Raw genomic sequence first — 26,033 nt, 5'->3', positions numbered from 1 at the left:
GCGCCGCGCGACATGATCGGCAATCCGGATCGACGTTGCGGCGGCCTGATTCTCACTCCCGCAACGCCCGCTCGATCAGCCCCGCCACTGCCAGCGCCCGGCCGTCGTCGCCGAACCGGGCGATCACCTGCACCCCGACCGGCAGGCCGGCCCCCGTCCGCTCGACCGGCAGGGTGACGCAGGGCACGCCCATCAGGGTCCAGAGCCGGTTGAAGCGCGAATCGCCCGTATGGTCGAGGCCGGCGGGCGCCGCACCGGGCGCCGCGTAGGTCAGGAGCACGTCGCATCCGCTCTCGGAAAACACGTCCTTCAGGCCGCGGCGGGCGTGGTGGGCGGTGCGGCGGGCGCCGTCGTAGGCGGCGGTCTCGATGCCTTGCGCCGCGTCGAGGGCGGCGCGCAGGCGCGGCGGCAGGGCGTCGCGGTGGGCGGCGTATTCCCAGGCGAGGCTCTGTCGCGCCTCGTAGTCCTGGATCGTGCCGTGGACGGCGTAGGCCTCGCCGAACGGTGCCGGCAGGGTGAGGTCGCGGATCGTCGCCCCGGCCCGCTCGGCGGCCTGCGCCGCCCGGGCGAGCGCTGACTCCGCCTCCGGCTCGGGGGCGGCGCAGAAGTCCTGGCGCAGGATCCCGATCCGGGGCGCGCCCGCCTCGCCTGTGCGCGCGATGGCCGGCCGGTCGGCGAGCAGCGCGAGCGCGTGGGCGGCATCCGCGACGCCGGCCGCGAACAGGCCGAGGGTGTCGAGGGCCCACGAATAGCACTTCACCCCCACCGTCGGCAGCAGCCTGAACGACGGCTTGACCCCGACGACGCCGCAGAACGCCGCCGGGCGGATGATCGAGCCGCCCGTCTGGGTGCCGAGCGCCAGCGGCAGCATCCCGGCCGCCACCGCGGCGGCGGACCCCGCCGAGGAGCCGCCGGGGGTGTGGCCGGGATTATGCGGGTTGCGCGTCGCGGTGGGGTCGAGGAAGGCGAAGGGCGTGGTGGTGGTCTTGGCGAGCGGCACCGCGCCGAGGTTCTTGAGCCGCGCCACCACCGGCGCGTCGGCGCGCGGGCGCCAGCCCTCGTAGATGCCCGAGCCCATGGTGGTCGGCAGGTCGGCGGTGTCGATGATGTCCTTGATCCCGACCGCGATGCCGGAAAGCGGGCCCGTCGCCGGGATGGCGGGCGCCGGATCGACGCAGACCAGGGCGCCGACCTCCGGCTCGCGGGCCGCGATCGCCTCGCGCACGAGGCCGACCGCCCCCTCGGGCGTCAGCCGGCCGGCATCGATTCGGGCGCAGAGGTCGAGGAGCGAGAGCATCGGGCCGTCCGGGCGGGAGGGGTCGGGTCAACGACTTTGTAAGCGCATTGTGGTGGTGTGTTCCAGAACACGAGGCGGGGACCGGCCGGACTTCGCGCGCGTTGCGGCCGGGGCCCGGCTTCGGCTAAACCGGCGCCGTTCACCCGCCGCACGGCCGCCTGGGGCGGATCAGGCCGACGCGGCGGGGCGCCGGACCTCCGGCTTCCTTCGCGAGTGCGCCCGTGACCTTTCCCTCCGCCCTGCCCTTGCAAGCCCAGGCTGTCTCCGCGCCCCGGGCCGTCTCGCGCCTCGGGCGCCTGTTCGGCCGTGGGCGCCGGGCCGAGGCCGTGCCGCTGGAGCGGGGCGGCGCCGAGGGCTTTGGCGGCCCCGGCATCCTGGCGGTGGCCGGGCTGAAGAAGAGCTACGGCGCGCGCACCGTGGTGCACGATGCCGGCCTCACCGTGCGCAACGGCGAGGCGGTCGGCCTGCTCGGCCCCAACGGCGCCGGCAAGACGACGATCTTCTACATGATCACCGGCCTGGTCTCGGCCGATCGCGGCACGATCAGCCTCGACGGCCAGGAGATCACCCGGCTGCCGATGTACCAGCGGGCGCGCCTCGGCATCGGCTACCTGCCGCAGGAAGCCTCGATCTTCCGCGGCCTCAACGTCGAGGACAACATCCGGGCGGTGCTCGAGGTGGTCGAGCCCGACCGCAAGACCCGCGAGCGCAAGCTCGATTCGCTCCTCGACGAGTTCAACATCACCCGCCTGCGCAAGTCGCCCTCGATCGCGCTCTCGGGCGGCGAGCGGCGGCGCTGCGAGATCGCCCGGGCGCTCGCCTCCTCGCCCTCCTTCATGCTGCTCGACGAGCCCTTCGCGGGCATCGACCCGATCGCGGTCGGCGACATCCAGGAACTGGTGATGCACCTCAAGGGCCGCGGCATCGGCGTGCTCATCACCGACCACAACGTGCGCGAGACGCTGGGCCTGATCGACCGGGCCTACATCGTCCATTCCGGCCGCATCCTCACCGAGGGCACGCCGGACGAGATCGTGGCGAACGAGGACGTGCGGCGGCTCTACCTGGGCGAGGATTTCCGGCTGTAGCGCGGCGTGTCGGGCCGCGATCGAAGGGTGCCCGTCGAGCGATGCTCCTGGAAAAGTGCTCCTGGAAAAGTTCTCCTGGCGATCGCGTACAGGTTGGATTAACTCTCCGCACGAATCGGACATCCGCTCTCCTCGCGCCCGGCTCGCGCAGCGGAGCCCGGACTGGCGACAGACGTTGATGTCACGAAGGGCGATCGACCGTCGCCCACCGCGAGACGCCATCATGCACAAGGTTTCGTGACGTACGATTGTCCATGACGTAGCGACGACAGGCGATCATCAAAACGACGTTTCGGCATTGTGCCGGGCCAGGAATTCGATGGCCTTCAGTGACCCTGCGGCGGAACCAGATCTTCTAGGGCGTCACACTTCCTTTGCACCGGCGCCCGGCCCCGCCCTGCGCCACCGTCGCGCGCAGCCGGCCGGGCCTTCACGATCGCTTTGACGCGTGTCACGCTTCGGTTTAAAGCTGCTGTCAGATGTCTGAAGCAAGACTTGTGCCGACCCCGGCGAGGCCCGGGGCGTTGCACGGCGGGGCTGGCTGATGGGTTTGCTGCAAAGGCTCGAGATGCGCCAGGGCCAGGCCCTGGTGATGACGCCGCAACTCCTGCAGGCGATCAAGCTTCTGCAACTCTCCCACCTCGATCTGGCGGCCTACGTTGACGCCGAGCTCGAGCGCAACCCGCTCCTGGAGCGGGCCGAGGTCGAGGCGCCCGAGCCGAGCGAGTCCCGCGGCGAGGCATCCGATTCGGGCGACGGCGACGGGTTCGACGGCGGGGGATTCGACGGGGAATCGGGGGCCGAGCCGTGGCTGTCCCACGACCTCAACCCGAGCCGCAGCGAGATCGAGGGCGATCTCGGCACCCGCCTCGACAACGTCTTCCCGGATGACGGCCCGGTCGGCCGCGAGGCGCCGGCGGCGGGCGGGGAGGGGCTGTCGCTCACCCCGGCGCCGTGGAGCGGCAGCGGCGGCAGCTTCGACGGCGAGGCGCCGGATTTCGAGGCGACGCTGACCGCCGAATCCTCGCTGCACGACCACCTCGCGGCGCAGCTCGACATCGCCACCCGCGATCCCGTCGAGCGCCTGGTCGGCGGCTTCCTGGTCGATGCGATCGACGAGGCCGGCTACCTGCGCGAGGATCTGCCGGCCCTCGCCGAGCGCCTCGGCGTCGCTCTTCCGGTCGTCGAGCGGGTGCTCGGCCTCGTCCAGGGCTTCGACCCGTCCGGCGTCGGCGCCCGCGACCTCGCCGAGTGCCTGGCGATCCAGCTGCGCGAGCAGGACCGGTTCGATCCGGCGATGCAGGCCCTGGTCTCGCGCCTCGACCTCGTCGCCAAGCGCGACTTTTCGGGGTTGCGCCGCCTGTGCGGGGTCGACGAGGAGGACCTCGCCGACATGCTCTCGGAGCTGCGCCGCCTCGATCCGAAGCCCGGCCGCGCCTTCGGCGCCGGCCCGGTCGAGGTGCTGGTGCCCGACGTGTTCGTGCGCCCGGCCCCCGACGGCTCCTGGCTGGTCGAGCTCAACAGCGAGGCGCTGCCGCGGGTGCTGGTCAACCAGAGCTACTACGCCACCGTCTCGCGCGGGGCGGCGAACGAGACCGACAAGGCCTTCCTGTCGGAATGCCTCCAGACCGCCAACTGGCTCACCCGCAGCCTGGAGCAGCGCGCCCGCACCATCCTGAAGGTGGCGAGCGAGATCGTGCGCCAGCAGGACGGGTTCTTCGTCAACGGCGTCGCCCACCTGCGGCCGCTCAATCTGAAGACCGTCGCCGACGCGATCGGCATGCACGAATCCACCGTCTCGCGGGTGACCTCGAACAAGTCGATCGGCACCAGCCGCGGCACCTTCGAGATGAAGTACTTCTTCACCGCGGCGATCCCCGGGGCGGCGGGCGCGGCGGCCCATTCCTCGGAGGCCGTGCGCCACCGCATCAAGCAGCTCATCGACGGCGAGACCGCCGCCGACGTCCTGTCGGACGACGCCCTGGTGCAGCGCCTGCGCGGCGAGGGCGTCGACATCGCCCGCCGCACCGTCGCGAAGTACCGGGAATCGTTGCGCATTCCCTCCTCGATCGAGCGCCGGCGCGAGCGCGCCGCGATGCCGGCGCGCTGAACCCCGCCTGCCGCAGCTGAGCCGGCTTCGTTGACTTCGCGTCCGGGCGTTCTTAGCTCTTGAGGGCTGGCCCTGGCGCCGGAGACGTCCCCGGGACCTTGGGCCCGCAACGACGGGAAGAACGACGAGACCGGAGGGAGCTGATGGCAGCGTTGCGCGTGTCGGGTCGTGGCGTGGATCTCGGGGAGGCCCTGAGAACCCGGGTCGAGGAGCGGATTTCCGCGGCCCTCGCCAAGTACTTCGACGGTGCCTATCACGGTCACGTGACGGTCGGCCGGGACGGCAGCGCCTACCGCACCGACTGCGTGCTGCACCTGCCCTCGGGCATCACCCTCGAGGCGTCGGGCGCCGCCCACGACGCGAATGCAAGCTTCGACCAGACCGCCGAGCGGATCGAGAAGCGCCTGCGCCGCTACAAGCACCGCCTCAAGGCCCATCCGAACGGCCACGCCAAGGGCGCGGTCGCCGACGGGGCCCTGCTCCCTGAGGACACCGCCGTGATGGAGGCGGCCTACTCGGTGATGGAAGCGCCCGAGGAGGATACCGGCGAGCACCCGCCGATCATCGCCGAGAGCACCCGCACCCTGCACCGGCGCACGGTGAGCGAGGCGGTGGTGGAGCTCGATCTCACCGGTGTCCCCGTTCTCGTCTTCGTTCACGCTGGAACCGAGCGGGTCAACGTCGTATATCGTCGGGGCGACGGCGCGATCGGATGGATCGATCCGCCGGAACGCGGCACTCCGTGAGCGGGCCAAGCACCCCTCTCACGGAAGGCCTCCGGTCCTGGAACAAGTGCGGGGCGCCCTGGCGCACCCCGCCGATGAGGCAGCGGTCTCGATGCCATTGCTGGAATTCCTGAAGCCGGAGGCGGTCCTCCCGGCGCTGCGCGCGCAGGGCAAGAAGCAGGTTCTGCAGGAGCTGGCCGCCCAGGCGGCCCGCCACCTGCCGGGCCTGGACGAGCGCGAGATCTTCGAGACGCTGCTCCAGCGCGAACGCCTCGGCTCGACCGGCATCGGCGAGGGCGTGGCGATCCCGCACGGCAAGCTGGCGGGGCTCGACACGCTGTTCGGCCTGATGGCCCGCCTGGAGCGCCCGGTCGATTTCGAGGCTCTGGACGGCCAGCCGGTCGACATCGCCTTCCTGCTGCTCGCCCCCGAGGGCGCCGGCGCCGACCACCTGAAGGCCCTCGCCCGGGTGGCCCGGGTGCTGCGCGAGCCCGGCATCATCGATCGCATCCGCGCCGCCCGCGACGCCGACGCGCTCTACGCCCTCCTGACCCAATCCCCCGCCCAGGCGGCGTGACGACGGCGTGACGATGCGGATTTCCCTCTGCGCGGCGGTGCTCCTCGTCGTCGCCTCCAGCGGTGCGCGCGCCACCGACGGCACCTGCGCCCGCGACCTCCTGGTGGCGCAATCCTCGCAGAAGATGGCGATCGAGCGCCTGGAGACCGTCGGCGACAGCGAGGCCGACCGCTGCCGCGGCTGGCGCCAGCACGTCGACACGATGCGCCGCGCCGCCACCGTCTACGGCCGCTGCCTCTCGGGGGGAGAGCGCAGCGAGAGGCTGGCGCAGGTGCAGAGTTCCGAGAAGGAGTTTTCGGAGCTGCTGCGGAGCCGCTGCAAGGGGCGGTAGCCGGGTGTCGGGCGTGCACCGTCTCGCACGTCCGAGCAATCCCCCAGGATCTCCTCGATCTTCGATCGCCCAGCACCTCAGGATGAGGTCGTGATTGGGATGAGATTTGTGCTCGGGTCGACAAGCTCTCGCAGCACGACGCCGGTGTTGCGCGATGGCGAGCCGTCCATCGTCCCATCGCCGGTGGCTGCCCAAGGCACCACCGGCCGGATCGTCTGTCACGCCACCTCGACCACGCGCCCCTCGGCCACCGCCTCATGCCCGCCATGCTGCTTCAGCGGCCGGTTCCCGGTGAGCCTGCGCAGCAGCACGTAGAAGACCGGGGTAAGGAACAGCCCGAAGGCCGTCACGCCGATCATGCCGGAGAACACCGCCACGCCCATGGCGCGGCGCATCTCCGAGCCGGCGCCGGTGGCGGTGACGAGCGGCAGCACGCCCATGATGAAGGCCATCGAGGTCATCAGGATCGGGCGTAAGCGCAGCCGGCTCGCCTCGATCGCCGCCTGGACCGGGGTGCGGCCGGAGAATTCCAGCTCGCGGGCGAATTCGACGATCAGGATGGCGTTCTTCGCCGACAGCCCGACCAGCACGATGAGGCCGATCTGCGTGAACACGTTGTTGTCGCCCGACGACAGCCAGACCCCGGTCATCGCCGCGAGGAGGCCCATCGGCACGATCATCAGGATCGCCAGCGGCAGGGCGAGGCTCTCGTACTGTGCCGCCAGCACCAGGAAGACCAGGAGCAGCGCCAGCGGGAAGACCCAGACCCCGGAATTGCCGGCGATGAACTCCTGGTAGGTGAGGTCGGTCCACTCGAACGCGAAACCCCGCGGCAGGGTCTCGGCGGCGATGCGCGCGGCGGCCGCTTGCGCCTGGCCCGACGAGTAGCCGGGGGCCGCACCCGCGTTGATGTCGGCGGTGAGGAAGCCGTTGTAGCGCATCGCCCGCTCGGGGCCGGCGGTCTGGCGCACGCGCAGGAGCGTCGAGAGCGGCACCATCTCCCCTGAGCCCGCGCGTACCTTCAACTGGCCGACATCGTCGGAGCGGGCGCGGAACGGCGCATCGGCCTGGACCCGGACCGAGTAGGTGCGGCCGAAGCGGTTGAAGTCGTTGACGTAGAGCGATCCGAGATAGATCTGCAGCGTGTCGAACACGTCGGTGACCGGGATCTTGAGCTGGCGCGCCTTGGTCCGGTCGATGTCGGCGAAGAGCTGCGGCACGTTCATCTGGAAGCTGGAGAAAAGCCCGGCGAGCTCGGGCGCCTGCGCCGCCTTGGCGAGGAATGCCTTGGTGGCGTCGTTCAGCGCCTCGTAGCCGAGGCCGGCCCGGTCCTCGATCTGGAGCTTGAACCCGCCGATCGTGCCGAGGCCGTTGACCGGAGGCGGCGGGAACATCGCGATGAAGGCTTCCGGGATCGCGGCGTACTTCTTGTTCAGGGACATCGCGATGGCAGCGCCGCTCAACGCCGGGCCTTTGCGCTCCTCGAAGGGCTTGAGGGTCGAGAACACGATCCCCGAATTCGACGAGTTGGTGAAGCCGTTGATCGACAGCCCCGGGAAGGCGACCGCGCTCTCGACGCCGGGCTCCTTGAGGGCGATCTCGCTCATGCGGCGGATCACCTCCTCGGTCCGGTCGAGGGTCGCGCCGTCGGGGAGCTGGGCGAAGCCGACGAGGTACTGCTTGTCCTGGCCCGGCACGAAGCCGCCGGGGATCTGGCGAAACAGCAAAGCGGTCACCCCGACGAGGACGAGGTAGACCACCATCATCGCGCCCTTTCGCGAGATGACCCCGCCGACGCCGTGGCCGTAGCCGTCCGAGGCCCGGCCGAAGGCGCGGTTGAAGCGGCGGAAGAACCAGCCGAGCAGCCCGTCGAGGACCTTCGTCAGCCGGTCCTTCGGCGCGTGGTGGTCCTTGAGGAGGAGCGCCGAGAGGGCCGGCGACAGGGTCAGCGAGTTGATCGCCGAGATCACGGTCGAGATCGCGATGGTCAGCGCGAACTGCTTGTAGAACTGGCCGGTGAGCCCGCTGATGAAGGCGAGCGGCACGAAGACGGCCACCAGCACCAGCGCGATGGCGATGATCGGGCCCGACACCTCCCGCATCGCCTGGTAGCTGGCGTCGCGCGGCGACAGCCCGGCCTCGATGTTGCGCTCGACGTTCTCCACCACCACGATCGCGTCGTCGACGACGATGCCGATGGCGAGCACGAGGCCGAACAGGCTGAGCGCGTTGATCGAGAAGCCGAAGACGTGCATCACCGCGAAGGTGCCGACGATCGAGACCGGCACGGCGAGCAGCGGGATGATCGAGGCCCGCCAGGTCTGGAGGAAGAGGATCACCACCAGGACGACGAGGGCGATCGCCTCGAGCAGGGTGTGGATCACCGCCTCGATCGAGGCGCGCACGAACTGGGTCGGATCGTAGACGATCTGGTAGTCGACCCCCTCCGGCATGGTCTTCTTGATCTCCGCCATGGTCCGGCGGACCTCGTCGGAGATCTGGATCGCGTTCGAGCCCGGCGATTGCGAGATGGGAAGCGCCACCGCCGACTTGTTGTCGAGGAGCGAGCGCAAGGCATAGTCCGCGGCGCCGAGCTCGATCCGGGCGATGTCGCGCAGGCGCGTGATCTCGCCGTTCTCGCCGGTCTTGACCACGATGTCGCCGAACTGCTCCTCGCTGGTGAGCCGCCCTTCCGCGTTGAGCGAGAGCTGGAGGTCGAGGCCGGGAACCGCCGGCGAGGCGCCGATGGTGCCGGCGGCGGCTTCCACGTTCTGGGCCTGGATCTCGCGCACCACGTCGCCGGCCGACAGGCCGTGCTCGGCAACCTTCTGCGGGTCGAGCCAGATCCGCATCGCGTAGTCGCCCGAGCCGAAGAGCTGCACCTGGCCGACGCCGTCGAGGCGGGCGAGCCGGTCCTTGATGTTCAGGACCGCGTAGTTGCGCAGGTACGTCATGTCGTACCGGCCGTTCGGCGAGACGAGGTGGACCACCATCGTCAGGTCGGGCGAGGACTTCACCGTGACGATGCCGAGCTGGCGCACGATCGCCGGCAGCCGCGGCTCGGCCTGCGAGACCCGGTTCTGGACCAGCTGCTGCGCCTTGTCGGGGTCGGTGCCGAGGCGGAACGTGACGGTCAGCGTCATGATGCCGTCCGTCGTCGCCTGGCTCGACATGTAGAGCATGCCCTCGACGCCGTTGATCTGCTCCTCGATCGGCGTCGCCACGGTCTCGGCGATGACCTTCGGGTTGGCACCCGGGAAGGTCGCGCGGACGACGACGGAGGGCGGCACCACGTCCGGGTACTCGGAGATCGGCATCGCGAACAGCGACAGCAATCCGCCGATGAAGATGAGCACCGAGAGCACGCCCGCGAAGATCGGGCGGTCGATGAAGAACTTGGAGAGGTTCATGCCGCCCTCCGGGGGCGCGAGGGATCCTGGAGGCGGCAGCCGCCTCATGCGTCAGGATGAAGAGAAGTCGCGGGGTCCCCTCTCCCGAGTGGGAGAGGGGTAGGGGTGAGGGTGGGACGGTTCAGGACTAGGCACTGATCGGGGTGCTGAGACCGGAACATCCCGAGTTCTACTCGGCGGCGTAGCACCCTCACCCCTGGCCCCTCTCCCACACGGGAGAGGGGAACTGAGATTTATTTTTGAATGTGTGCGATGCTGGAGACGTGCGTTTCAGAGCTGTGTTCGCTCTGCACGACAAACCTTCCACCCTCCGCGTCATCCCGGGGCCGCGAAGCGGAGCCCGGGATCCATAACCGCTGACTCTTCAGGATGAAGCGGAACGCGTTCCGATGCCTTCTACACCGTCGGCGGTTATGGATCCCGGGTTCCCGGCTGCGCCGGGCCCCGGGATGACGCAGAGGATCTATCGGCGGACGCCCCCCCTCACCGCTGCGCCAGCTTCCCCACGCCCGGCTCCTGCATCGGCCGCGCTCCCATCGTCACCGGCGACGGGCTGACGAGGCTGCCCGGGCGCACCCGCTGCAACCCGTTGACGACGATCCGCTCGCCGCCCGACAGCCCGGCGGTGACGACCCGCAGGCCCTCGACCGACCGGCCGAGGGTCACGGCCCGGAACTCGGCCCGGTTGTCGGCCCCGACCACCAGCACGAAGCGCTTGTCCTGGTCGGTGCCGACCGCCCGCTCGTCGACGAGGAGCAGCCGCTCAGGGGACGCCTGGCCGAGGCGCATGCGGGCGAACTGGCCCGGGATCAGGTGCCCGTCGGCATTGGCGAAGGTGGCGCGCACCCGCACCGTGCCGGAGCGGGCATCGACCTTGTTGTCGATGAACTGGAGGTGCCCCCTGGCGCGCTCGCCGTCGGCGGTCGCCATCTCGACCGGGATGCGATCGAGCTTGCCGCGCCGGCCCGACGGCTCGGCGATCGCGCCAAGCGCCTTCAGGACCACGGTCTCGTCGGCGTCGAAGCTGGCGTAGATCGGATCGACCGAGACCAGGGTGGTCAGCACCGCCGCGCCCGCTCCCGTCGCCACGAGGTTGCCCGGGGTGATCTCCCGGCGCCCGACCCGGCCGCCCACCGCGGCACGCACCTGCGTGTAGTCGAGGTTGAGCCGGGCCGAGGCCAGCGTCGCCTTGGCGGCGTCGAGGTTGGCCTTGGCTTCCTTGAAGGCGTTCGCCCGCACGTCGAGGTCGCGGGCGGTGACGATGCGCTGGTCCGACAGGCGCTGCCCGCGCTCGTAGTCGCTCGCCGTCAGCGCCAGCCGCGCCTCGGCGCCGGCCACCTGCGCCTCCAGGCGCTGCACCTCGGCGGCGTAAGGAGCCGGGTCGATCGTCACCAGGAGGTCGCCGGCGCGGACGAGGTCGCCTTCGGAGAAATGCGTCGCCGCGACCGCGCCGCCGACCCGGGCCCGCACGTCGATGCGCTCGACCGCCTCGAGGCGGCCCGAGAACTCGTCGAACAAAACCACGTCGCGGGGCTCGACCGCGGCGACCGGCACCGGCACCGCCTGCTCGACCGGCGGGGTCGCGGCGACGGCCTGATTCCCCGAGAGGCGCGACAGGGGAGCGAAATGGTAGGATGCCCCTGCGAGAAGCGCGAGGGCGAGGCCGGCCGCGGCGAAGCGCGGGCTTCTGGACGGGACGACAGCAGGATCGGGATTCACGACCGGCTCCGACATCTGTAAGGTGCGTTACACATGTCGGCATGGACGCCGGTCGTCAAGTGACTTATCTACCACTCGATACAAAAGTTGGAGCCAGAGGACAATGGTGATGGGGCGGCCCCGGGCCTTCTGCACGGAGAAGGCCCTCGACGAGGCGATGGAGGTGTTTTGGCGCCACGGCTACGACGGGGCGACCCTGTCGATGCTGACGAAGGCGATGGGCATCAAGCCGCCGAGCCTCTACGCCGCCTTCGGCAGCAAGGAGGGCCTGCTGAAGGCCGCCCTCGACCGCTACGCCGAGCGGCGCTCGGAGCACATGGGCTACGTGCTCGCCGGCGCGACCGCCCGCGACGTGGCCGAGCGCTTCCTGTCGAGCATCGCCGAGAGCCACACCGATCCGGCGAACCCCCCCGGCTGCCTGCTTGTGCAAGGGGGCCTGGCCTGCGGCGCGGGTTCCGAGAACATCCCGTTCGAGCTCGCCACCCGCCGCGCCCAGACCGAGACCGAGCTGCGCGAGCGCTTCGTGCGGGCGAGGGATGAGGGGGATCTGGGCCCGGACAGCGAGCCGGCCGCGCTCGCCCGCTTCCTGTCGACGGTCGCCTCGGGCATGGGGGTGCTGGCCTCCTCGGGGGCGGACCGGGAGGCTTTGCGCGAGGTGGCGCGGGTGTCGCTCGACGCGTTCCCGCGACCTGGTGGAGGGGGCCGGGGCTGAGCCCTGCCGTCCCCGCTCGGCTAGAGCACTTCACGATCGCATTGCGATCGCGAAGCTCTCTAGATCTTTGATTTTGCCGCATTTTCTTCGACGAACCGGTATCCACTTCGTCGGAAAATGCTCTAACGGCCGAGGTGCCGGTCGAAGAACCCGGCGATCTCCTGGAACACCGCCCGGGTCTCGGGCGCGGTGTCGTCGCGGATGTAGTGGGCGTGCGACTGGCCCTCGCCGACCTGGAGATAGGCCTCGACGCCGGCGTCGCGCAGCTTGCGGTGCACCCGCACGGTGTTCGACAAGAGGAGGTCGCGGGTGCCGGTGGTCAGGATCGTCGGCGGGAAGCCGTGCATGTCGCCGTAGACCGGCGACAGCATCGGGTCCTTGAGGTCGTGGCCGTTGGCGTAGACCTTGGCGCCGGCGTCGCAGAAGCCGTCGGGCGAGACCAGCACGTTGTCGAGCATCGCGTTGGTGACGAAGCTGTCGCCGACCTTGGTGGTGTCGGACATCGGTGTCCCGGGGGCGATGGCCGCGGGCAGCGGCAGCCCCTCCGCCTTGGCGCGCAGCACCATCGCGAGGGTCAGCGCCCCGCCCGCCGAGGTGCCGAAGATCGCCATCTTCTTCGGGTCGGCCATCCTGGTCGCGGCCTTCCACACCGTCATCGCGTCGTCGTGCGCGGCCGGATAGGTCGCCTCCGGGGGCATCCGGTAATCGACCGAGATGACCTTGAAGCGGCCGAACCCGGCCATGAAGATCGCCTCCGGCAGGCCGGCCTCACCGGGATTGAGCACGTAGCAGCCGCCATGGACGTGGACGAGGAGGCGGTTGCGGTTCTCCGGCGGGATCTCCTCGGGCGTGAGGATGAAGGCGCGCACGCCGTCGATCGTGGTGCGCTCGACCTTCACCTTCAGGCGCTCGAGCATGCCGGGCACGAGCTTTCCGAGTGCGGCCGCGCCGGCCTCGGCGACGGGCTTCCACTCCTCGCCGGTCTTCGGCTGGATGTCCCAGTTCGTGCGCAACGGCGCGCCGATGATCTTGGCCATCTGCGGGCTGACGTCGCCCGGCACCGGCACGCTCTTCGCCGGGACTTGCAGCGGCGGCGGGGCGCTTTGCGCGGCCGCGGGGGTGACGGCGGCGAGACTCAACAGGGCGCCGGTCAGGGCGCCGAAACGGCGTGGGTGATGAACCATGAGACTGTCCTCCCGGCCGGTCTCCGCGCCGTCTCGTGCGGCGCTCGTCCCGACTGAGAGGAGTGTAGGGCGGCGGAGTATGCCCGCAAGCCGCGCCGCGCGGCCGAAAGGGGGGCTCACGCCGGCAGCCGCAGCCGCGCCCGCAAGCCCCCCATCTCCGACCGGTCGAGCTCCAGCCCGCCGCCGTAGAGCTCGGCGAGTTCCGTCGTGATGGCGAGGCCGAAGCCGTGGCCGGGCACCCGCTCGTCGAGGCGCCGGCCGCGCTGCGCCACCGCCGCCAGGGCGTCGGGCCCGAGGCCCGGGCCGTCATCCTCGATCGCCACCACCACGTCGCTGCCCGCGCCTTCCGCCGACACCCTCACGGCCTGCGTGCACCAGGTGCAGGCATTGTCGACGAGGTTGCCCAGCATCTCGTCGAGGTCCTGCGGGTCGCAGGCCGCGGCGAGGCCGGGCGGGATGGCGCAGGTCACCCGCACCCCCTTCCCGGCGTGGAGCCGTTCGAGCGCGCCGGCGAGGTCGGCGACCGGCCCGGCAAGCTCGGTGCGGATCCGGACCGCCCCGGTCAGCGCGGCGCTGCGGGCCCGGCGCAGGTGGTGGCGCACGCCGCGGTCGAGATGGGCCACGAGCTGCGTCAGCCGCCCGTCCGGGTCGCGGCCGGGCTCCGACAGGGCGAGGGACAGGGTGGCGAGCGGCGTCTTCAGCCCGTGGGCGAGGTTCGCCACGTGGGTGCGGGCCTGGGCGAGCTGCGCGGCATTCTGGTCGAGGAGGGCGTTGATCTCGGCGGCGAGCGGCCGGACCTCCGCCGGCTGGGAATCGGGCACCCGCTCGCGCCGTCCCGCCCGCACCGCCTCCAGTTCCCGGCGCAAGGTGTCGAGGGGGCGTAGCCCTAAGCGCACCTGCGCCACCGCGCCGGCGGCGAGGCACAGGCCCAGCACCCCGAGGCTCGCGGCGAGCGCCAGCCCCGCCTCGCGCAACGGTCCGTAGAGGGCGGCCCGCGGCGCGCTCGCCGCCACCACCATGCCGTCCGGCAGGGCCAGCACGCGCAGGATCAGGGCCTCGCCGCGCGGGCCGGTGCCTTCCGCCGGGCGAGGCCTGTCCTCGTCGGCCCCCAGTTCGGCCTGGACGGCGAGGACGCGGTCGCCGAGCGAGGCGGAAGCCAGCCGGGCGGGCCCGCGCGTCACCTGCCAGGTCCAGCCCGAGCCCGGCCGGTCGAAGGGCGGCGCGTCGAGGTCGCGGGAGAGACGGAGGCCGGGTCCCGGCTCCAGCCCCGAGACCAGGGAGACGATCTGCGCGTCGAGCCGCTGGTCGATCTGCCCGCGCACGAAGCGGGCGAGGATCAGCCCGATCGCGAGCCCCGCCACCACCAGCGCGACCGCGATCAGCGCCAGCGCCCCGAGGAGCAGGCGCCGGCGTAAGGAGCCGATCTGGCCGAGAGCCGTCACGACGCCTTGCCGGCGGTGAGCCGGTAGCCGTGGCCGCGCACGGTCTCGATCCGGGCCGGGGCGATCTTGCGGCGCAACCGGGTGATGATGACCTCGACCGAGTTCGAATCGACCTCGGCGTCGCCCTCGTAGACCCGCTCCAGCAACTCGCCCCGCGGCACCACGCCGTCGCGGCGCAGGATCAGGCAGGACAGCACCCGCCACTCGAGCCCGGTGAGCTTGAGCGGCAGCCCGTCGCGGGTGAAGGCGCCGAGGCCGGGATCGAACGCGATCGGCCCGCAGGCGACGCTCGTCGCCCCGTGGGCGGCGGCGCGGCGCACGAGCGCCCGCAGCCGGATCACCAGCTCCTCGACCCGGAAGGGTTTGACCAGGTAGTCGTCGGCCCCGGCCTTGAAGCCCGCCACCTTGTCGCTCCAGGCGTCCCGCGCGGTGAGGATCAGCACCGGCAGGGTGCGGCCGGCCGCGCGCCAGCCCTGGAGCACCGCGATCCCGTCGCGCTTCGGCAGGCCGAGATCGAGCACCGCCGCGTCGTAGGTCTCGGTGTCGCCCAGATGCGCGCCGTCCTCGCCGTTCCGGGCGTGATCCACGGCGCAGTTCTCGGCGCGCAGGACCCGCAGGATCTCGGCTGCGAGGGCCGCGTCGTCCTCGACGAGCAGGAGCTTCATGGGGGAGAGGCCACGTGTTCAAAGCGGATTTCCGCCGTAGTCCCGGCGGTTTAACCGAACCTGAACGGTTGGGTTCAGGCCCGGTTCCCGGGGCCTGACGTAGAAGCGGCGCCGACCCGGACAGGGCCTCAACCAACAGGGACCACGACCATGACCGACCACACCACCATCGAGGGCCAGGCCACCGAGATCGACGCCACCGCGACCCCGAAGACCGAGGCGGCCGCCCGGCGCCCGCGGCCCCGCCGCGGCCTCCTCGTCGGCGCCGTCGCGGTGCCGCTGGCGCTCGGCGCCGTCGGGCTCTCGCTCGCCCAGCCGGCGCAGACGCCGCTCACCCCCGTCGCGCCGGTGGCCGTCAGCGCGCTCGCGCCCTCCGGTGCGACCGCCGCCAAGGGCGAGGTCTCCGAGATCTTCGGCAACAAGTTCATCCTCCAGGACGGCACCGGCCGGGCGCTGGTCGAGACCGGCCGGGCCGGGGAGGGCGGGACCCTCGTCGCCAAGGGCGAGAGCGTGACGGTGCAGGGCCGGTTCGAGAACGGCTTCCTGCATGCGAGCGCGCTCACCCGGGCCGACGGCAAGATCCAGTCCTTGCGCCCGATGGGCCCGCCCCCCGGCGGCCTCGACTGGGCCAAGGACAAGGTGGGCTTGGGGCCGAGCGTCGACGTCCCGGCCCTCACCAAGGCGGTCGCGGATGCCGGCTACTCGGATGTGCGCGTCGCCGGACGCGGCCCGCGCCACCTCGACGTGGCGGCCAAGGGCCAGGACGGCAAGGAGCGGATGCTCCATGTCGGCTTCGACGGGCAGATCCGCGAGAAGCGGGTGTTCTGAGGCGCCGGGACGCCCGTCTCCGACGGGTTCTTGACTCGCTCGGCGTCGTCCCGGGGCTCGCCGAAGGCGAGAACCCGGGATCCATGACCGCCGAGGTGTCCTGAAAGGCCGGATCGCGCTCCGCCTCGTCCTGAAGCGTCAGCGGCTATGGATCCCGGGTTTCCGCTTTCGCGGCCCCGGGATGATCGGGAGGGTGCCGGGACTGTCGAGCAGGCCGAACAGGCCCTCACAACGTCGCCAGCACGCCCCCGTCGACGTACAGGATCTGCCCGTTGACGAAGTCCGAGGCCGACGAGGCGAGGAAGATCGCCGCCCCTTGCAGCTCCTCCACCCGGCCCCAGCGCCCGGCGGGGGTGCGGGTCTTCAGCCAGGCGTCGAATTCGGGGTTCTCGATCAGCGCCTGGTTCAGCGGCGTGGCGAAGTAGCCCGGGCCGATGCCGTTCACCTGGAGGCCGTGGCGGGCCCAGTCGGTGCACATGCCCTTGGTCAGGTTCTTCACCGCGCCCTTCGAGGCGGTGTAGGGGGCGATCGAGTAGCGCGCCGCCTCGCTCTGGAGGCTGGCGATGTTGATGATCTTGCCGCGCTTGCGCGAGATCATGTGCCGCGCCACCGCCTGGCCGACGTAGAACACGCTGTCGAGGTTGATCCGCATCAGCTCGTGCCAGGTCTCGACGGAGTAATCCTCGAGCGGCCCGCGGCGCTGGATCCCGGCATTGTTCACCAGGATGTCGATCGCGCCGATCTCGGCCTCGATCCGGTCGATGCCGGCCTTCACGGCGCTCGCGTCCGACACGTCGAAGGCCGCGGCCTCGGCGGTGAGGCCTTCCTTGCGCAACTCGGCCACCGCGCCGTCGAGCTTTGCCGCGTCGCGGCCGTTCAGCACGATCGCCGCGCCGGCGCGGCCGAGGCCGAGCGCCAGCGACAGGCCGATGCCCTGGCTGGAACCGGTCACCAGGGCGCGGCGGCCCGACAGATCGAACAAGGCGGTCGACACGAGACGCTTCCTCCCAGTCGCGCCCCCGTCCCGGCGGCAGACGAGGCCGCTCCCGCGATTGCGCTTGTACGGCAAGGGAACCATGGTACCGATACCAGCGCAAGCGGCATCTCGGCGCGCGAGATTCGCACGAGCCCGAAGAGCCGCACCGGGAGGAACCGCCATGACGCTCGCCGCGCGCATCCACGCCGCCAGGGACCTGCGGGTCGAGGCGATCTCGCTGCGCGAGCCGGAGGCCGACGAGGTCGTGGTGGCGCTCGGGGCCGGCGGCATCTGCGGCTCGGACCTGTCGTATTACGGCAAGGGCCGGGTCGGCGACTTCAGCTTGCGCGAGCCGATGGTGCTCGGCCACGAGGTCGCCGGCACGGTCGAGCGGGTGGGGGCGGCCGTGACCGGCGTCAAGCCCGGCGACCGGGTCGCGGTCGATCCGAGCCGGCCGTGCCTGTCGTGCGACTATTGCCGCGCCGGCCGCTCGAACCTGTGCCGCAACATGCGCTTCTTCGGCTCGGCGGCGATGTTTCCGCACGTCCAGGGCGGCTTCAGCGAGCGCTTCCTCGCCCGGGCCGACCAGTGCGTGCCGATCCCCGATGCGATGCCGATGCGGGTCGCGGCCTGCGGCGAGCCCCTGGCGGTCTCGCTACACGGGATCCGACGGGCGGGCGAGCTGCTCGGCCGCCACGTCCTCATCGCCGGGGCCGGGCCGATCGGCCTCCTGTGCCTGATGGCGGCGAGGCTCGCCGGCGCGCGCCGGATCGTCTGCACCGACCTCGCCGACGCGCCGCTCAGCATCGCCCGGGAGATCGGCGCCGCCGAGACCATCAATGTCGGGAGCGAGCCGGAGCGGCTGGCGGCCTACGAGGCCGACAAGGGTACCTTCGACGTGGCGCTCGAGGCCACCGGCTCGCCCGCGGCCCTGGCCTCGCTGTTCCGGGTGGTGCGGCCCGGCGGGCGGGTGGTGCAGCTCGGCATGATGCCGCCGGGCGACGTGCCGGTGCCGGCGAACCTCCTGATGGCGCGCGAGATCGACTTCGTCGGCGCGTTCCGCTTCCACGAGGAGTACCGCACCGCCATCGCGCTTCTCGCCGCCGGACGGATCGATGTCGGGCCGATCCTCTCGGCCGAGCTGCCGATGGCCCGGGCCGACGAGGCCTTCGCGCTCGCCGCCGACCGCAGCCGGGCGATCAAGGTCCACCTCACCTTCTGAGGCGGGCGTGGCCGAGGATCGGGCACCCCGCCGGGCGCCGACGATGCGCGACGTGTCGCGCCTCGCCGGCGTCTCGCCGATGACGGTCTCGCGCACGCTCGCCGATCCGGCCCTCGTCTCGGCGGAGGCGCGGGCGCGGGTGCTCGCGGCCGTGGACCGGCTCGGCTACGTGCCGGATCGCGGGGCAGGGGGCCTGTCGTCGCGGCGCACCGGCTTCGTCGCGCTCATCGTCCCGACGCTGACCAACCCGAACTTCGCCGACACCGCCGCCGGCCTCACCGCGGCGATGCGCCCGCGCGGCTACCAGCCCCTGATCGGCGTCACCGGCTACTCGGTGGCCGAGGAGGAGGTGGTGCTGCGCGCGATGCTGTCGCGCCGACCGGACGCGATCGTGGTGTCGGGCATGGAGCGCTCCCCCGCCGCCCGCGACCTCCTCGCCCGCGCCGGGGTGCCGGTGGTGGAGATCTGGGACCGGCCCGAGGTACCGATCGACCGGGCGGTGGGTTTCTCCAACTACGAGGCCGGCCGGCTCGCCGCGCGGACCCTGATCGGCCTCGGCGCCACCCGCATCGCCGGGCTCGGGCCGGAGCGGACCGGCGAGGCCCGGGACTTTCGCGGCGAGGCGCGCCTGCGCGGCCTGCGCGACGGTCTCCGGCAGGCCGGGCTCGCGGACGACCTCGTCCTGCATCACGGACGGGCGGCGGGCGCCTTCGCGCACGGGGCCGAGGCGATGGCCGAGTTGCTGGCCCGCGGCGGGGCGCAAGCCGCCTTCCTCGTCTCCGACATCTCGGCCTTCGGCGCCCTGATGGAGTGCCAGCGCCGCGGCATCCGGGTGCCGCAGGACGTCCAGATCCTCGGCTTCGGCGACATCGAGATCGGCCGGCAATGCATCCCGCGGCTCTCCACCATCGCGGTCGATCCCATGGAAATCGGGCGGCGGACCGGCGAGATGCTGCTCGGGCTCCTCGACGGGGAGGCGGTGGAGCCGGCGGTGGTCGATCTCGGATTGCGCCTCGTTCTGCGGGAGAGCACCGGGTAGAGGCTGTCGCGTCAGGCCAGCCGCGGCTCTGGGATCTGGCGCGGCCGCAGCACCGGCGCCACGGCCTCGCGCTCGTCCTCGTCTTCCTGCGCGTCGCGCGCGGCCCGCGGCAGCTCGACCGGCGGAAACAGGTTCTGCAATCCGCGCGAGACGCCGGTGAGGACCGGGGCGAAAGGCCCGGTGAGGGGCGAGGGGGCCGCGTCGGCCTTGACGAATCGGGAACTGGACATGGAGCGGTACAAACCTCGGCGTCAGCGTCAACGCACGGCTCCACGGTTTGGTTCACGGCCTGCGTGCAGATGATCCGCCGGCCCGCATTCGGGGCTTCGGGGCAACATAGGCTGTCGTGGCGTGACGCTCCCCTCCCGTAGGCTCTTCGGGCAGGACCTCGCGCGGGAGCGATCCGTCACGATGCTCATCCGGCCCTTCGGAAACGCCATGGATTGGCGCGCCGGCGCCCTGCTCGGGCTCCTCAGCAGCACCTTCTCGACTTTGGTGAGCCAACTGACGGCCGCCCGCATCGGCCGCGACGCGGCGGTGGACTGGATGGTGGTGGCGGCAATCCCGCTGCGCGACGCCGCGCTCTCGCCCGAGCCGGGCTGGCCCGTCGTCGCGGCCGGCATCCTGTTTCACCAATGGGCCGACTTCTCCTGGGCGCTGGTGTTCTTCGGGCTTCTCGGCCGCTGGACCACCGGGTTGTCGCCCGCCACCCTGCTGGTCCTGTGCGGGCCCTGGGCGCTCCTGACCTCGTCGCTCGAATGGTTCGTGCTGGTGCCGCTGCTGCCGTTCCGCCAGCCGCTCTTCACCCTTGAGCAGCCCTACTGGATCGGCTTCCTCGTCCACCTGACCTCGGCCTCGATCTACCCGCTGTTTCCGTTCCTGCGCGACCGGATCGCCGGCCGCTCCTCATCTCACCCGGGCTTATCGGCCCTGTGGGCGAGCCTTGCCGCGGCGGGGGCCTCGGCGCTCGGCCTCCTGGCGCTCCTCGGCTGGCTCGGCTGGGAGGTGCCGCATCTCGGCGAGCCCGCATTCGACCAGTCCTACCTGCGGCGGATGAGCGAGCACCACGCGCAAGGGGCGCAGCTCGCGGCGCTGGCCGTGGAGAAGGCCGAGGATCCGCACCTGCGGGCGCTCGCCGGGCTGATGGAGGCGGCACAGAACGGCGAGATCGCCGTGATGTCGCAATGGTGGGACAGCTGGTTTCCGGCGCTCTCCGCCCTCTGCACGCCGCAGGAGCGCGCGGCGATGCCCGGGATGGCGCGGCCCGAGGAGATCGCGGCCCTGCGCCTCGCCGAAGGCCGCGCCTTCGACGCCCTGTTCGTCACCCTGATGAGCCGCCACCACGCCGGCGCGGCCCGGATGGCCGACGAGGCCTTGGGCCAGGCCGGCGACCCGCGGGTGCGCCTCCTCTCCCACGCCATCCGCCACCAGCAGCGCGGCGAGATCGACCTGATGCGCGGCACGCGGGACGTCGCGGCGGTCGCGGCGGCGGCCCGCAACCTGCTGCGGCCGTTCGGGCAGGTGCCGGCGGACGGTGCCCTCGCCCGGGCCGGGCCGTGACGTGCCCGCTCAGCCCCGCGCCGTCGGGGCGATCAGCGTCTCGGTCGCGCCGGCCGGATCCATGCCGATGCGGCCCCAGCCCGGCAGCTTCAGGGCTGGGCGGCGCAGGTCGAGCCCGGCCACCGTGCCGAGCACGTTCAGCTCTACCCCCTCGATCCAGCCGAGGGTGAGGCCGAGATAGCCCCGCGCCGAGAGCTGGAATCCGGTGCGGCTCGGCGTCCAGGCCACCAGGCGCTCCGAAAAGTCCTTGCCCAGGGCCGTCGGCGGCAGTGCCACGGCGAGCTCCGGCACCGCCCGCAGCACGTGGGCGACGAAGGTGTTGGAGTTCGGCCCCGGCCAGGCGCTGTAGCTGCCGGCCTTCGCGTAGGGGTAGGCCGCGACCGCCGCGCGGATCGCCGGCACGGCGCGCGCCGCCGCCTCGCCGTCGAGGGCGAGCACCACCTGCGGCGGGTTGCCGAACCAGCGCGCATCGGCCGCGTAGGCGTCCGTGCGCACCGGCAGGCCCCAGCCGACCACGTCGTAGCGGGTGTAGCGCGCGGCACCCGCCTCCTTGACGACGATCCAGGTGTGATGGGCAAAGATGCCCCGCCAGCGCCCGACCCGGGCGGCGTAGATCCGCACCTTGGCCTCCGGCGCCGCGGCGGCGGCGGGCAGGAGCCGGGCGCTCGACCAGTCGGCGGTCGACCAGTCGGGGGCGAGGTCGTCGCGGCTCCACCACCACAGGGCATGGGTGGCGAGGGGCAGCAGGAACAGGAGAACGAGCGCGAGCACGAGGGTGCGCGCCAGCCAGGCCAGGGCGAGGAGCATGACAGGAGAGATGGCGCCGCGAGCGTGGCGGCGCAACGGCCGCGGCGATCGATCCGCCCCACGCGAACTGGGTTGCGAACCGGAGCAGCACGAGACCGTTGTCGGCAAAGATCTGTGAGTGCCAGGGGAGAGTACGATGGCCGAGGTGAAACGGGTGCTGGACGCCCTGGTGCGCAGCCGCCGCGGCGGGCTCGCGGCCTCCGCGGCCCTCGGCGGCCTGGCGCTGATCGCGGGGCTCGCCTTACGGGCGACGAAGCCGGAGGCGCAATCCGGCGAGACGCCCGCCGCGCCGTCCGGAACGCCGTTCGAGGCCGGCGCGCTCAGCGACGACGAGGCGACGCTCTGCCTGCGCATCATGGTGGCGGCGTCCGCCGCCGACGGGGTGATCGACGCCCGCGAGCGCGCGCGGCTCGACGCGGCGGTGGCCGAATCCGGCCTCGACCTCGCCGGCCGGCAATGGCTCGCCCGCGAGCTGGATGACCCGGCGACGATCGACGAGATCGCCGACCGGGTGCGGGATCCGCAGGCCGGCGCCCGGGTCTACGCCGCGGCCCGCCTCGCCATCGACCCCGACACGATGCAGGAGCGCACGTTCCTGCGCATGCTGGCCGAGGCCCTCGACCTCGACGCGGCGGCGGTGGCGCGGGTCGAATCCGGCCTTCCGGCCTGACGGGGGCCGCCATGCGCCGAGGTTCCGTGCATTCCCGCGGCCGGCAAGCCCTCGAACTGCTCGCCCGCCTCGGCTACGGCGCCCGCGGCGTCACCTACTGCCTGGTCGGCGGCCTCGCGGTGCTGGCGGCGATCGGCGTCGGCGGCCAGACCGGCGGCAGCCGCACCGCGCTCCTGATCCTGCTGGAGCGGCCCTTCGGCTGGATCCTGCTCGGGATCGTGGCGTTCGGACTCGCCGCCTTCGCGCTCTGGCGGGTGGTCGAGGCGCTGACCGACGCCGACGCCTACGGCCGCTCGGCCAAGGGGCTGGCGACCCGGGCCGGGCACCTCGTCAGCGGCGTCACCTATGGCGGCCTCGGGGCCTCGATGATGCTGGCGGCGCTCGGGCGCGGCACGGCGCGCAAGGCCGAGGACCAGGGCGCCCGGGACTGGACCGCCTGGCTGCTCCAGCAGCCCTTCGGCCAGTGGCTCGTCGGGGCCGTCGGGCTCGTCGTCATCGGCGCCGGCCTCGCCTTCGCGGCGAAAGCGTGGAAGGGCGACGTGTGCAAGCGCCTGTCCGTCCCCCACGACGCCCGCGACTGGGTCCGTCACGTCGGCCGCTTCGGCTACGCCGCCCGGGCGCTGACCTTCGGGCTGATCGGCGGCTTCCTGATCTCCGCCGCGATCGCCAGCCGGTCGAGCGACGTGAAGGGCCTCGGCGGCGCGCTGCAATCCCTGCGCGCCGAGCCCTACGGCTGGGTGCTGCTCGGGCTCACGGCGGCGGGGCTCGCCGCCTTCGGGGTGTTCGGCCTCGTCCAGGCCCGCTACCGCCGCATCGACCCGCCCGACCTCGACGCGGCGCGTCGCGCCGTGGAGGATGTCGTTCGATGAGAACCGGAGGAGACACCATGGACGCGCCGCTGCCGCTCGACACCGAGTTCCTGTTCCGGATGAGCCTCACGGTCGGCGCGCCGCAGGGCATCGGCGCGTCCCGCGGCGCCGACCTGCGGGTCGTGCCCGTCACCGGCGGTACGGTCGCGGGGCCGCGCCTTGCGGGCGAGGTGCTACCTGCTCCTGCCGGCGACTGGCTGCGGGTCGAGCCCGACGGCACGACCCATCTCGACGTGCGCCTGACGCTCCGGGCGAGCGGCGGCGGGCTCGTCTACTGCCAGTATACCGGCCTGCGCGCCGGCCCGCCCGAGGTGCTGGCCCGCCTCGGCCGCGGCGAGGCGGTGGCGCCGCAGGAATACTACTTCCGCACGGCCGTGCGCTTCGAGACCGGGGCGGCGGATCTCGCCTGGCTCAACCGGGTGATCGCCGTGGGGGTGGGCCAGCGGCTGCCGGAGGGGCCGGTTTATGACGTGTATGGGGTGATGTAGCCCAGCGTTGCAGCGCGGCGCGCTCGAAACGAGTCAATCCTGCCGGAACAGGATATTTTCATAATCTTGCGCTTCATTGATAACGTGGAGCACTTCGATCAAGTCAGTGAGCAAATCGACGCGATAGAAGATCAGGTAATTCCGGTGCAGACGGCGCCGAATGCCGCTGTGCTCCCGACCGGGAATGAGCGGATAGGCAAAGGGAGATGCTGCCAGTCGAGCGCAGCGATCCTCGATTTCGGCGACGAACGTTTCGGCCCGGGCCGGATTGTCCTGACGGATGTAGCGGGCGATTTGCAGGAGATCTGCGCTCGCATTCTCCGTCAGGACGACTTTCATCCGCGCGAGCCGGTCTCGTCGTCTGCGAGCTGTGCACGGATGCGCGCGAAAGCTTCCGCGACCGGGACGACACAGCCTGCGTCGGCATCGGCGATCCCGCGGGCCAGTGCTGCGTCCAAGGCCTTCAGTTTGGCTGCCTGATCACGCTCGGCCAAGTAACGGTCGCGCACGAGATCGCGGATGTACTCGCTTGGAGTGGCGAACGCACCTTCGCGCACCTTGTCGCGTACGTACTGCTCGAGTTCACGCGTCAGCGTCACGGTCATCTGGCCGCTGGGTGTCGCCATGGTTCGACCCTCCTGGCACCAGCATAGCACGCAGTGAAAATCACTGTCGAACAGTGCGCGTTCCTGATGGGAGCGACGTGAGGGGCCTTCGGCTCGCGGCGCGCCGTCCGGGTTGCGACGCTCCCGGGCCGACGTCAGAGGAATTTGTCGGTGACGCGGAGAATTGCCTCGCCTCAGCGCCGGTTCCCCTCGAGGAACGTCCCGATCCGCTCCAGCGCCCGGGAAATGTTCTCCGCCGAGTTGGCGTAGGACAGGCGCAGGTAGCCCTCGCCGTGGACCCCGAAATCCGGCCCGCCGATCGTCGCGACGCCGGCCTCCTCCAGGAGCGCCGAGGCGAGCGCCTTGGCCTTCCAGCCGGTCTTGGCGATATTCGGAAAGGCGTAGAACGCGCCCTTCGGGGTGATGCAGGAGATTCCGGGCAGCCGGTTCAGCCCCTCGACCACCAGGAGGCGGCGGCGGTCGAACTCGGCCATCATCGCGGCGACGCAATCCTGCGGCCCGTCGAGGGCCGCGATGCCGGCCCATTGCGTCGCGGCGTTGACGCAGGAGAACGAGTTCACCGCGAGCTTGCGGGCGGCGTCGTAGAGCGGCGCCGGCCAGACCGACCAGCCGAGGCGCCAGCCGGTCATCGCGTAGGTCTTCGAGGCGCCGTCGAGGTAGATCAGCCGGTCGCGGATCTCCGGATAGGCGAGCAGCGTGTGGTGGCGCTCGCCGTCATAGGTCATCGTGCCGTAGATCTCGTCCGACATGATGGTCACGTCGGGGTGCTGGGCGAGGCCGGCGACGAGCTTGTCGATCTCGGCCTTCGGGGTCACGCCGCCGGTCGGGTTGGCGGGGGAATTGAGGATCAGGAGCCGGGTGCGCGGGGTGATGAGCGAGAGCGTCTCCTCGGCCGAGAAGGCGAAGCCGTTCTCCTCGCGGATCGGCACCGGCACCGGCGTCGCGCCGGTGAACTCGATCATCGAGCGGTAGATCGGGAAGCCCGGATCCGGGTACAGGATCTCGGCCCCCGGCTCGCCGAACATCAGGATCGCCATGAACATGGTGACCTTGCCGCCCGGCACGATCATCACACTGTCGGGCGAGACCTGGACGCCGAGGCGCCGGTCGAGGTCGCGCGCCACCGCCTCGCGCAAGGGCAGGATGCCGGTCGCCGGGGTGTAGCCGTGGTGCCCGTCCTGGAGGGCCTTCACCGCCGCCTCGACCACGTGGGGCGGGGTCGGCATGTCGGGCTGGCCGATGCCGAGATTGATCACGTCGCGGCCGGCCTGGGCCAGAGCCGTGGCGCGGGCGAGCACCGCGAAGGCGTTCTCCTCCCCGATGCGCGAGAAGGCGGGGACGATGGCGGGCATGGCGGTCTCTCGTTTCCTCGTGGGCAGGCGGGGCATCGTTGCGCCCCGCCCGGCGGTCCCGCGGCCTTCCGGTGCCGTCGGGACGGGTCGATCAGCGCGAGGCGTTGCGCTCGGCGAGCCGGCTGACGCCGTACGAGATCGCGCCGCCGAGCACGGTCAGGATGATGCCGGTCTTGATCGCCGCCCAGAGCAGCGAGCGCTCGATGCCGTCGTCGGTGAGCATGATGATCAGGCAGACGATGACCGGGATCGACACCACGATGGCGATCGGCACCAGCGGGTTGGACGGCTTCTCTTGGCTCATCGGCGGCTCCCCCGAATTGTCGAGCGGTACGG

General features: G+C 71.7%; 26 protein-coding genes. 13 read left to right on the top strand and 13 right to left on the bottom strand.

Going from position 1 to position 26,033, the window contains the following annotated elements:
- Nucleotides 1–52: 52 nt before the first annotated feature.
- Nucleotides 53–1,297 carry an amidase gene (locus ACS5PV_RS03705; protein ID WP_455394022.1) on the bottom strand — a complete coding sequence of 415 codons (1,245 nt, stop codon included), beginning with the start codon at nucleotides 1,295–1,297 and terminating at the stop codon, nucleotides 53–55.
- 221 nt (nucleotides 1,298–1,518) lie between these two features.
- Between ACS5PV_RS03705 and lptB the strand changes: the two genes are divergently transcribed.
- The 5 genes from lptB (at nucleotide 1,519) to ACS5PV_RS03680 (ending at nucleotide 6,128) form a co-directional block, all read left to right on the top strand.
- Complete coding sequence (gene lptB / locus ACS5PV_RS03700; RefSeq protein WP_455394021.1) at nucleotides 1,519–2,385, top strand: LPS export ABC transporter ATP-binding protein; 867 nt, start codon at nucleotides 1,519–1,521, stop codon at nucleotides 2,383–2,385.
- 544 nt (nucleotides 2,386–2,929) lie between these two features.
- Nucleotides 2,930–4,495 carry an RNA polymerase factor sigma-54 gene (rpoN, locus tag ACS5PV_RS03695; protein ID WP_455394020.1) on the top strand — a complete coding sequence of 522 codons (1,566 nt, stop codon included), beginning with the start codon at nucleotides 2,930–2,932 and terminating at the stop codon, nucleotides 4,493–4,495.
- Between the two features lie 143 nt (nucleotides 4,496–4,638).
- The gene (gene hpf / locus ACS5PV_RS03690; RefSeq protein WP_455394019.1) at nucleotides 4,639–5,241 is read left to right on the top strand and encodes a ribosome hibernation-promoting factor, HPF/YfiA family; all 603 of its coding nucleotides are present in this window, start codon (nucleotides 4,639–4,641) and stop codon (nucleotides 5,239–5,241) included.
- A 91-nt stretch (nucleotides 5,242–5,332) separates the two neighbouring features.
- Complete coding sequence (ptsN, locus tag ACS5PV_RS03685) at nucleotides 5,333–5,797, top strand: PTS IIA-like nitrogen regulatory protein PtsN (RefSeq protein ID WP_455394018.1); 465 nt, start codon at nucleotides 5,333–5,335, stop codon at nucleotides 5,795–5,797.
- Nucleotides 5,798–5,810: 13 nt separating this feature from the next.
- The gene (locus ACS5PV_RS03680) at nucleotides 5,811–6,128 is read left to right on the top strand and encodes a hypothetical protein (RefSeq protein ID WP_455394017.1); all 318 of its coding nucleotides are present in this window, start codon (nucleotides 5,811–5,813) and stop codon (nucleotides 6,126–6,128) included.
- A 218-nt stretch (nucleotides 6,129–6,346) separates the two neighbouring features.
- On the opposite strand, the gene ACS5PV_RS03675 is transcribed toward ACS5PV_RS03680, so the two are convergent.
- Both ACS5PV_RS03675 and ACS5PV_RS03670 read right to left on the bottom strand, forming a co-directional pair.
- Entirely contained in the window at nucleotides 6,347–9,538 is a 3,192-nt protein-coding gene (locus ACS5PV_RS03675) for an efflux RND transporter permease subunit (protein ID WP_455394016.1), read from the bottom strand.
- Nucleotides 9,539–10,021: 483 nt separating this feature from the next.
- Nucleotides 10,022–11,272, bottom strand: a complete 1,251-nt coding sequence (locus ACS5PV_RS03670; protein WP_455394015.1) for an efflux RND transporter periplasmic adaptor subunit — start codon at nucleotides 11,270–11,272, stop codon at nucleotides 10,022–10,024.
- An 88-nt stretch (nucleotides 11,273–11,360) separates the two neighbouring features.
- Here ACS5PV_RS03670 and ACS5PV_RS03665 point away from each other — a divergent pair, with 88 nt between their 5' ends.
- Nucleotides 11,361–11,969 carry a TetR/AcrR family transcriptional regulator gene (locus tag ACS5PV_RS03665; RefSeq protein WP_455394014.1) on the top strand — a complete coding sequence of 203 codons (609 nt, stop codon included), beginning with the start codon at nucleotides 11,361–11,363 and terminating at the stop codon, nucleotides 11,967–11,969.
- A 122-nt stretch (nucleotides 11,970–12,091) separates the two neighbouring features.
- On the opposite strand, the gene ACS5PV_RS03660 is transcribed toward ACS5PV_RS03665, so the two are convergent.
- The 3 genes from ACS5PV_RS03660 to ACS5PV_RS03650 form a co-directional block, all read right to left on the bottom strand.
- Nucleotides 12,092–13,153: an alpha/beta hydrolase gene (locus ACS5PV_RS03660; RefSeq protein WP_455394013.1), complete on the bottom strand. Its 1,062-nt coding sequence runs from the start codon at nucleotides 13,151–13,153 to the stop codon at nucleotides 12,092–12,094.
- 116 nt (nucleotides 13,154–13,269) lie between these two features.
- Nucleotides 13,270–14,595: a sensor histidine kinase gene (locus tag ACS5PV_RS03655; RefSeq protein ID WP_455394012.1), complete on the bottom strand. Its 1,326-nt coding sequence runs from the start codon at nucleotides 14,593–14,595 to the stop codon at nucleotides 13,270–13,272.
- The gene (locus tag ACS5PV_RS03650) at nucleotides 14,592–15,260 is read right to left on the bottom strand and encodes a response regulator transcription factor (RefSeq protein WP_455394011.1); all 669 of its coding nucleotides are present in this window, start codon (nucleotides 15,258–15,260) and stop codon (nucleotides 14,592–14,594) included. The genes ACS5PV_RS03655 and ACS5PV_RS03650 overlap by 4 nt, the downstream gene beginning before the upstream one ends.
- A 150-nt stretch (nucleotides 15,261–15,410) precedes the next feature.
- Here ACS5PV_RS03650 and ACS5PV_RS03645 point away from each other — a divergent pair, with 150 nt between their 5' ends.
- Nucleotides 15,411–16,088 (top strand): DNA-binding protein, encoded by a 678-nt coding sequence (locus tag ACS5PV_RS03645; protein WP_455394010.1) that lies wholly within the window; start codon nucleotides 15,411–15,413, stop codon nucleotides 16,086–16,088.
- A 226-nt stretch (nucleotides 16,089–16,314) separates the two neighbouring features.
- Here the strand turns inward: ACS5PV_RS03645 and ACS5PV_RS03640 are convergent, their stop codons facing one another.
- Nucleotides 16,315–17,082 carry an SDR family oxidoreductase gene (locus ACS5PV_RS03640; protein WP_455394009.1) on the bottom strand — a complete coding sequence of 256 codons (768 nt, stop codon included), beginning with the start codon at nucleotides 17,080–17,082 and terminating at the stop codon, nucleotides 16,315–16,317.
- Between the two features lie 163 nt (nucleotides 17,083–17,245).
- Between ACS5PV_RS03640 and ACS5PV_RS03635 the strand changes: the two genes are divergently transcribed.
- Together ACS5PV_RS03635 and ACS5PV_RS03630 are read left to right on the top strand one after the other, a co-directional pair.
- On the top strand, nucleotides 17,246–18,286 hold the full coding sequence (locus ACS5PV_RS03635) for an L-idonate 5-dehydrogenase (RefSeq protein WP_455394008.1): 1,041 nt from the start codon (nucleotides 17,246–17,248) through the stop codon (nucleotides 18,284–18,286).
- A 43-nt stretch (nucleotides 18,287–18,329) separates the two neighbouring features.
- Entirely contained in the window at nucleotides 18,330–19,325 is a 996-nt protein-coding gene (locus tag ACS5PV_RS03630; RefSeq protein ID WP_455394449.1) for a LacI family DNA-binding transcriptional regulator, read from the top strand.
- Nucleotides 19,326–19,336: 11 nt separating this feature from the next.
- Here the strand turns inward: ACS5PV_RS03630 and ACS5PV_RS03625 are convergent, their stop codons facing one another.
- On the bottom strand, nucleotides 19,337–19,555 hold the full coding sequence (locus ACS5PV_RS03625; RefSeq protein WP_455394007.1) for a hypothetical protein: 219 nt from the start codon (nucleotides 19,553–19,555) through the stop codon (nucleotides 19,337–19,339).
- Between the two features lie 208 nt (nucleotides 19,556–19,763).
- On the opposite strand from ACS5PV_RS03625, the gene ACS5PV_RS03620 reads away from it, so the two are divergent.
- Entirely contained in the window at nucleotides 19,764–20,885 is a 1,122-nt protein-coding gene (locus ACS5PV_RS03620) for a DUF305 domain-containing protein (RefSeq protein ID WP_455394006.1), read from the top strand.
- A 9-nt stretch (nucleotides 20,886–20,894) separates the two neighbouring features.
- On the opposite strand, the gene ACS5PV_RS03615 is transcribed toward ACS5PV_RS03620, so the two are convergent.
- Nucleotides 20,895–21,692, bottom strand: a complete 798-nt coding sequence (locus tag ACS5PV_RS03615) for a DUF3750 domain-containing protein (RefSeq protein ID WP_455394005.1) — start codon at nucleotides 21,690–21,692, stop codon at nucleotides 20,895–20,897.
- Nucleotides 21,693–21,828: 136 nt separating this feature from the next.
- Here ACS5PV_RS03615 and ACS5PV_RS03610 point away from each other — a divergent pair, with 136 nt between their 5' ends.
- The 3 genes from ACS5PV_RS03610 to ACS5PV_RS03600 are packed head-to-tail and all read left to right on the top strand — an operon-like array spanning nucleotide 21,829 to nucleotide 23,719.
- Nucleotides 21,829–22,362, top strand: a complete 534-nt coding sequence (locus tag ACS5PV_RS03610; protein WP_455394004.1) for a DUF533 domain-containing protein — start codon at nucleotides 21,829–21,831, stop codon at nucleotides 22,360–22,362.
- 11 nt (nucleotides 22,363–22,373) lie between these two features.
- Nucleotides 22,374–23,231, top strand: coding sequence for a DUF1206 domain-containing protein (locus ACS5PV_RS03605; protein ID WP_455394003.1), 858 nt, complete (start codon nucleotides 22,374–22,376; stop codon nucleotides 23,229–23,231).
- The gene (locus ACS5PV_RS03600) at nucleotides 23,228–23,719 is read left to right on the top strand and encodes a DUF3237 domain-containing protein (RefSeq protein WP_455394002.1); all 492 of its coding nucleotides are present in this window, start codon (nucleotides 23,228–23,230) and stop codon (nucleotides 23,717–23,719) included. Before ACS5PV_RS03605 ends, ACS5PV_RS03600 begins: the two co-directional genes overlap by 4 nt.
- 33 nt (nucleotides 23,720–23,752) lie before the next feature.
- Here the strand turns inward: ACS5PV_RS03600 and ACS5PV_RS03595 are convergent, their stop codons facing one another.
- The 4 genes from ACS5PV_RS03595 to ACS5PV_RS03580 form a co-directional block, all read right to left on the bottom strand.
- Nucleotides 23,753–24,058, bottom strand: a complete 306-nt coding sequence (locus ACS5PV_RS03595) for a type II toxin-antitoxin system RelE/ParE family toxin (RefSeq protein ID WP_455394001.1) — start codon at nucleotides 24,056–24,058, stop codon at nucleotides 23,753–23,755.
- Entirely contained in the window at nucleotides 24,055–24,345 is a 291-nt protein-coding gene (locus tag ACS5PV_RS03590; protein WP_455394000.1) for a type II toxin-antitoxin system ParD family antitoxin, read from the bottom strand. The genes ACS5PV_RS03595 and ACS5PV_RS03590 overlap by 4 nt, the downstream gene beginning before the upstream one ends.
- A gap of 173 nt (nucleotides 24,346–24,518) precedes the next feature.
- The gene (locus ACS5PV_RS03585) at nucleotides 24,519–25,697 is read right to left on the bottom strand and encodes a pyridoxal phosphate-dependent aminotransferase (protein ID WP_455393999.1); all 1,179 of its coding nucleotides are present in this window, start codon (nucleotides 25,695–25,697) and stop codon (nucleotides 24,519–24,521) included.
- Between the two features lie 91 nt (nucleotides 25,698–25,788).
- Nucleotides 25,789–26,001, bottom strand: a complete 213-nt coding sequence (locus ACS5PV_RS03580) for a hypothetical protein (RefSeq protein WP_093570066.1) — start codon at nucleotides 25,999–26,001, stop codon at nucleotides 25,789–25,791.
- Between the last annotated feature and the right edge of the window lie 32 nt (nucleotides 26,002–26,033).

This window comes from Methylobacterium sp. Gmos1, from assembly GCF_053764715.1.
The sequence above is the reverse complement of the archived record's forward strand: the minus strand, read 5'-3'. Positions and strand labels throughout refer to the sequence as shown.

Excerpts from the sequence above, each read along its gene's own strand:
- ACS5PV_RS03680 (WP_455394017.1), top strand. The coding sequence starts at position 5,811 with ATGCGGATTTCCCTCTGCGCGGCGGTGCTCCTCGTCGTCGCCTCCAGC.
- ACS5PV_RS03645 (WP_455394010.1), top strand. The coding sequence starts at position 15,411 with ATGACCGACCACACCACCATCGAGGGCCAGGCCACCGAGATCGACGCC.
- hpf (WP_455394019.1), top strand. The coding sequence starts at position 4,639 with ATGGCAGCGTTGCGCGTGTCGGGTCGTGGCGTGGATCTCGGGGAGGCC.
- ACS5PV_RS03705 (WP_455394022.1), bottom strand. The coding sequence starts at position 1,297 with ATGCTCTCGCTCCTCGACCTCTGCGCCCGAATCGATGCCGGCCGGCTG.
- ACS5PV_RS03660 (WP_455394013.1), bottom strand. The coding sequence starts at position 13,153 with ATGGTTCATCACCCACGCCGTTTCGGCGCCCTGACCGGCGCCCTGTTG.
- ACS5PV_RS03675 (WP_455394016.1), bottom strand. The coding sequence starts at position 9,538 with ATGAACCTCTCCAAGTTCTTCATCGACCGCCCGATCTTCGCGGGCGTG.
- ACS5PV_RS03610 (WP_455394004.1), top strand. The coding sequence starts at position 21,829 with ATGGCCGAGGTGAAACGGGTGCTGGACGCCCTGGTGCGCAGCCGCCGC.
- ACS5PV_RS03595 (WP_455394001.1), bottom strand. The coding sequence starts at position 24,058 with ATGAAAGTCGTCCTGACGGAGAATGCGAGCGCAGATCTCCTGCAAATC.
- ACS5PV_RS03605 (WP_455394003.1), top strand. The coding sequence starts at position 22,374 with ATGCGCCGAGGTTCCGTGCATTCCCGCGGCCGGCAAGCCCTCGAACTG.
- rpoN (WP_455394020.1), top strand. The coding sequence starts at position 2,930 with ATGGGTTTGCTGCAAAGGCTCGAGATGCGCCAGGGCCAGGCCCTGGTG.
- ACS5PV_RS03585 (WP_455393999.1), bottom strand. The coding sequence starts at position 25,697 with ATGCCCGCCATCGTCCCCGCCTTCTCGCGCATCGGGGAGGAGAACGCC.
- ACS5PV_RS03665 (WP_455394014.1), top strand. The coding sequence starts at position 11,361 with ATGGTGATGGGGCGGCCCCGGGCCTTCTGCACGGAGAAGGCCCTCGAC.
- ACS5PV_RS03625 (WP_455394007.1), bottom strand. The coding sequence starts at position 19,555 with ATGTCCAGTTCCCGATTCGTCAAGGCCGACGCGGCCCCCTCGCCCCTC.
- ACS5PV_RS03600 (WP_455394002.1), top strand. The coding sequence starts at position 23,228 with ATGAGAACCGGAGGAGACACCATGGACGCGCCGCTGCCGCTCGACACC.
- ptsN (WP_455394018.1), top strand. The coding sequence starts at position 5,333 with ATGCCATTGCTGGAATTCCTGAAGCCGGAGGCGGTCCTCCCGGCGCTG.
- ACS5PV_RS03615 (WP_455394005.1), bottom strand. The coding sequence starts at position 21,692 with ATGCTCCTCGCCCTGGCCTGGCTGGCGCGCACCCTCGTGCTCGCGCTC.
- ACS5PV_RS03580 (WP_093570066.1), bottom strand. The coding sequence starts at position 26,001 with ATGAGCCAAGAGAAGCCGTCCAACCCGCTGGTGCCGATCGCCATCGTG.
- ACS5PV_RS03650 (WP_455394011.1), bottom strand. The coding sequence starts at position 15,260 with ATGAAGCTCCTGCTCGTCGAGGACGACGCGGCCCTCGCAGCCGAGATC.
- ACS5PV_RS03635 (WP_455394008.1), top strand. The coding sequence starts at position 17,246 with ATGACGCTCGCCGCGCGCATCCACGCCGCCAGGGACCTGCGGGTCGAG.
- ACS5PV_RS03590 (WP_455394000.1), bottom strand. The coding sequence starts at position 24,345 with ATGGCGACACCCAGCGGCCAGATGACCGTGACGCTGACGCGTGAACTC.
- ACS5PV_RS03670 (WP_455394015.1), bottom strand. The coding sequence starts at position 11,272 with ATGTCGGAGCCGGTCGTGAATCCCGATCCTGCTGTCGTCCCGTCCAGA.
- ACS5PV_RS03630 (WP_455394449.1), top strand. The coding sequence starts at position 18,330 with ATGCGCGACGTGTCGCGCCTCGCCGGCGTCTCGCCGATGACGGTCTCG.
- ACS5PV_RS03620 (WP_455394006.1), top strand. The coding sequence starts at position 19,764 with ATGGATTGGCGCGCCGGCGCCCTGCTCGGGCTCCTCAGCAGCACCTTC.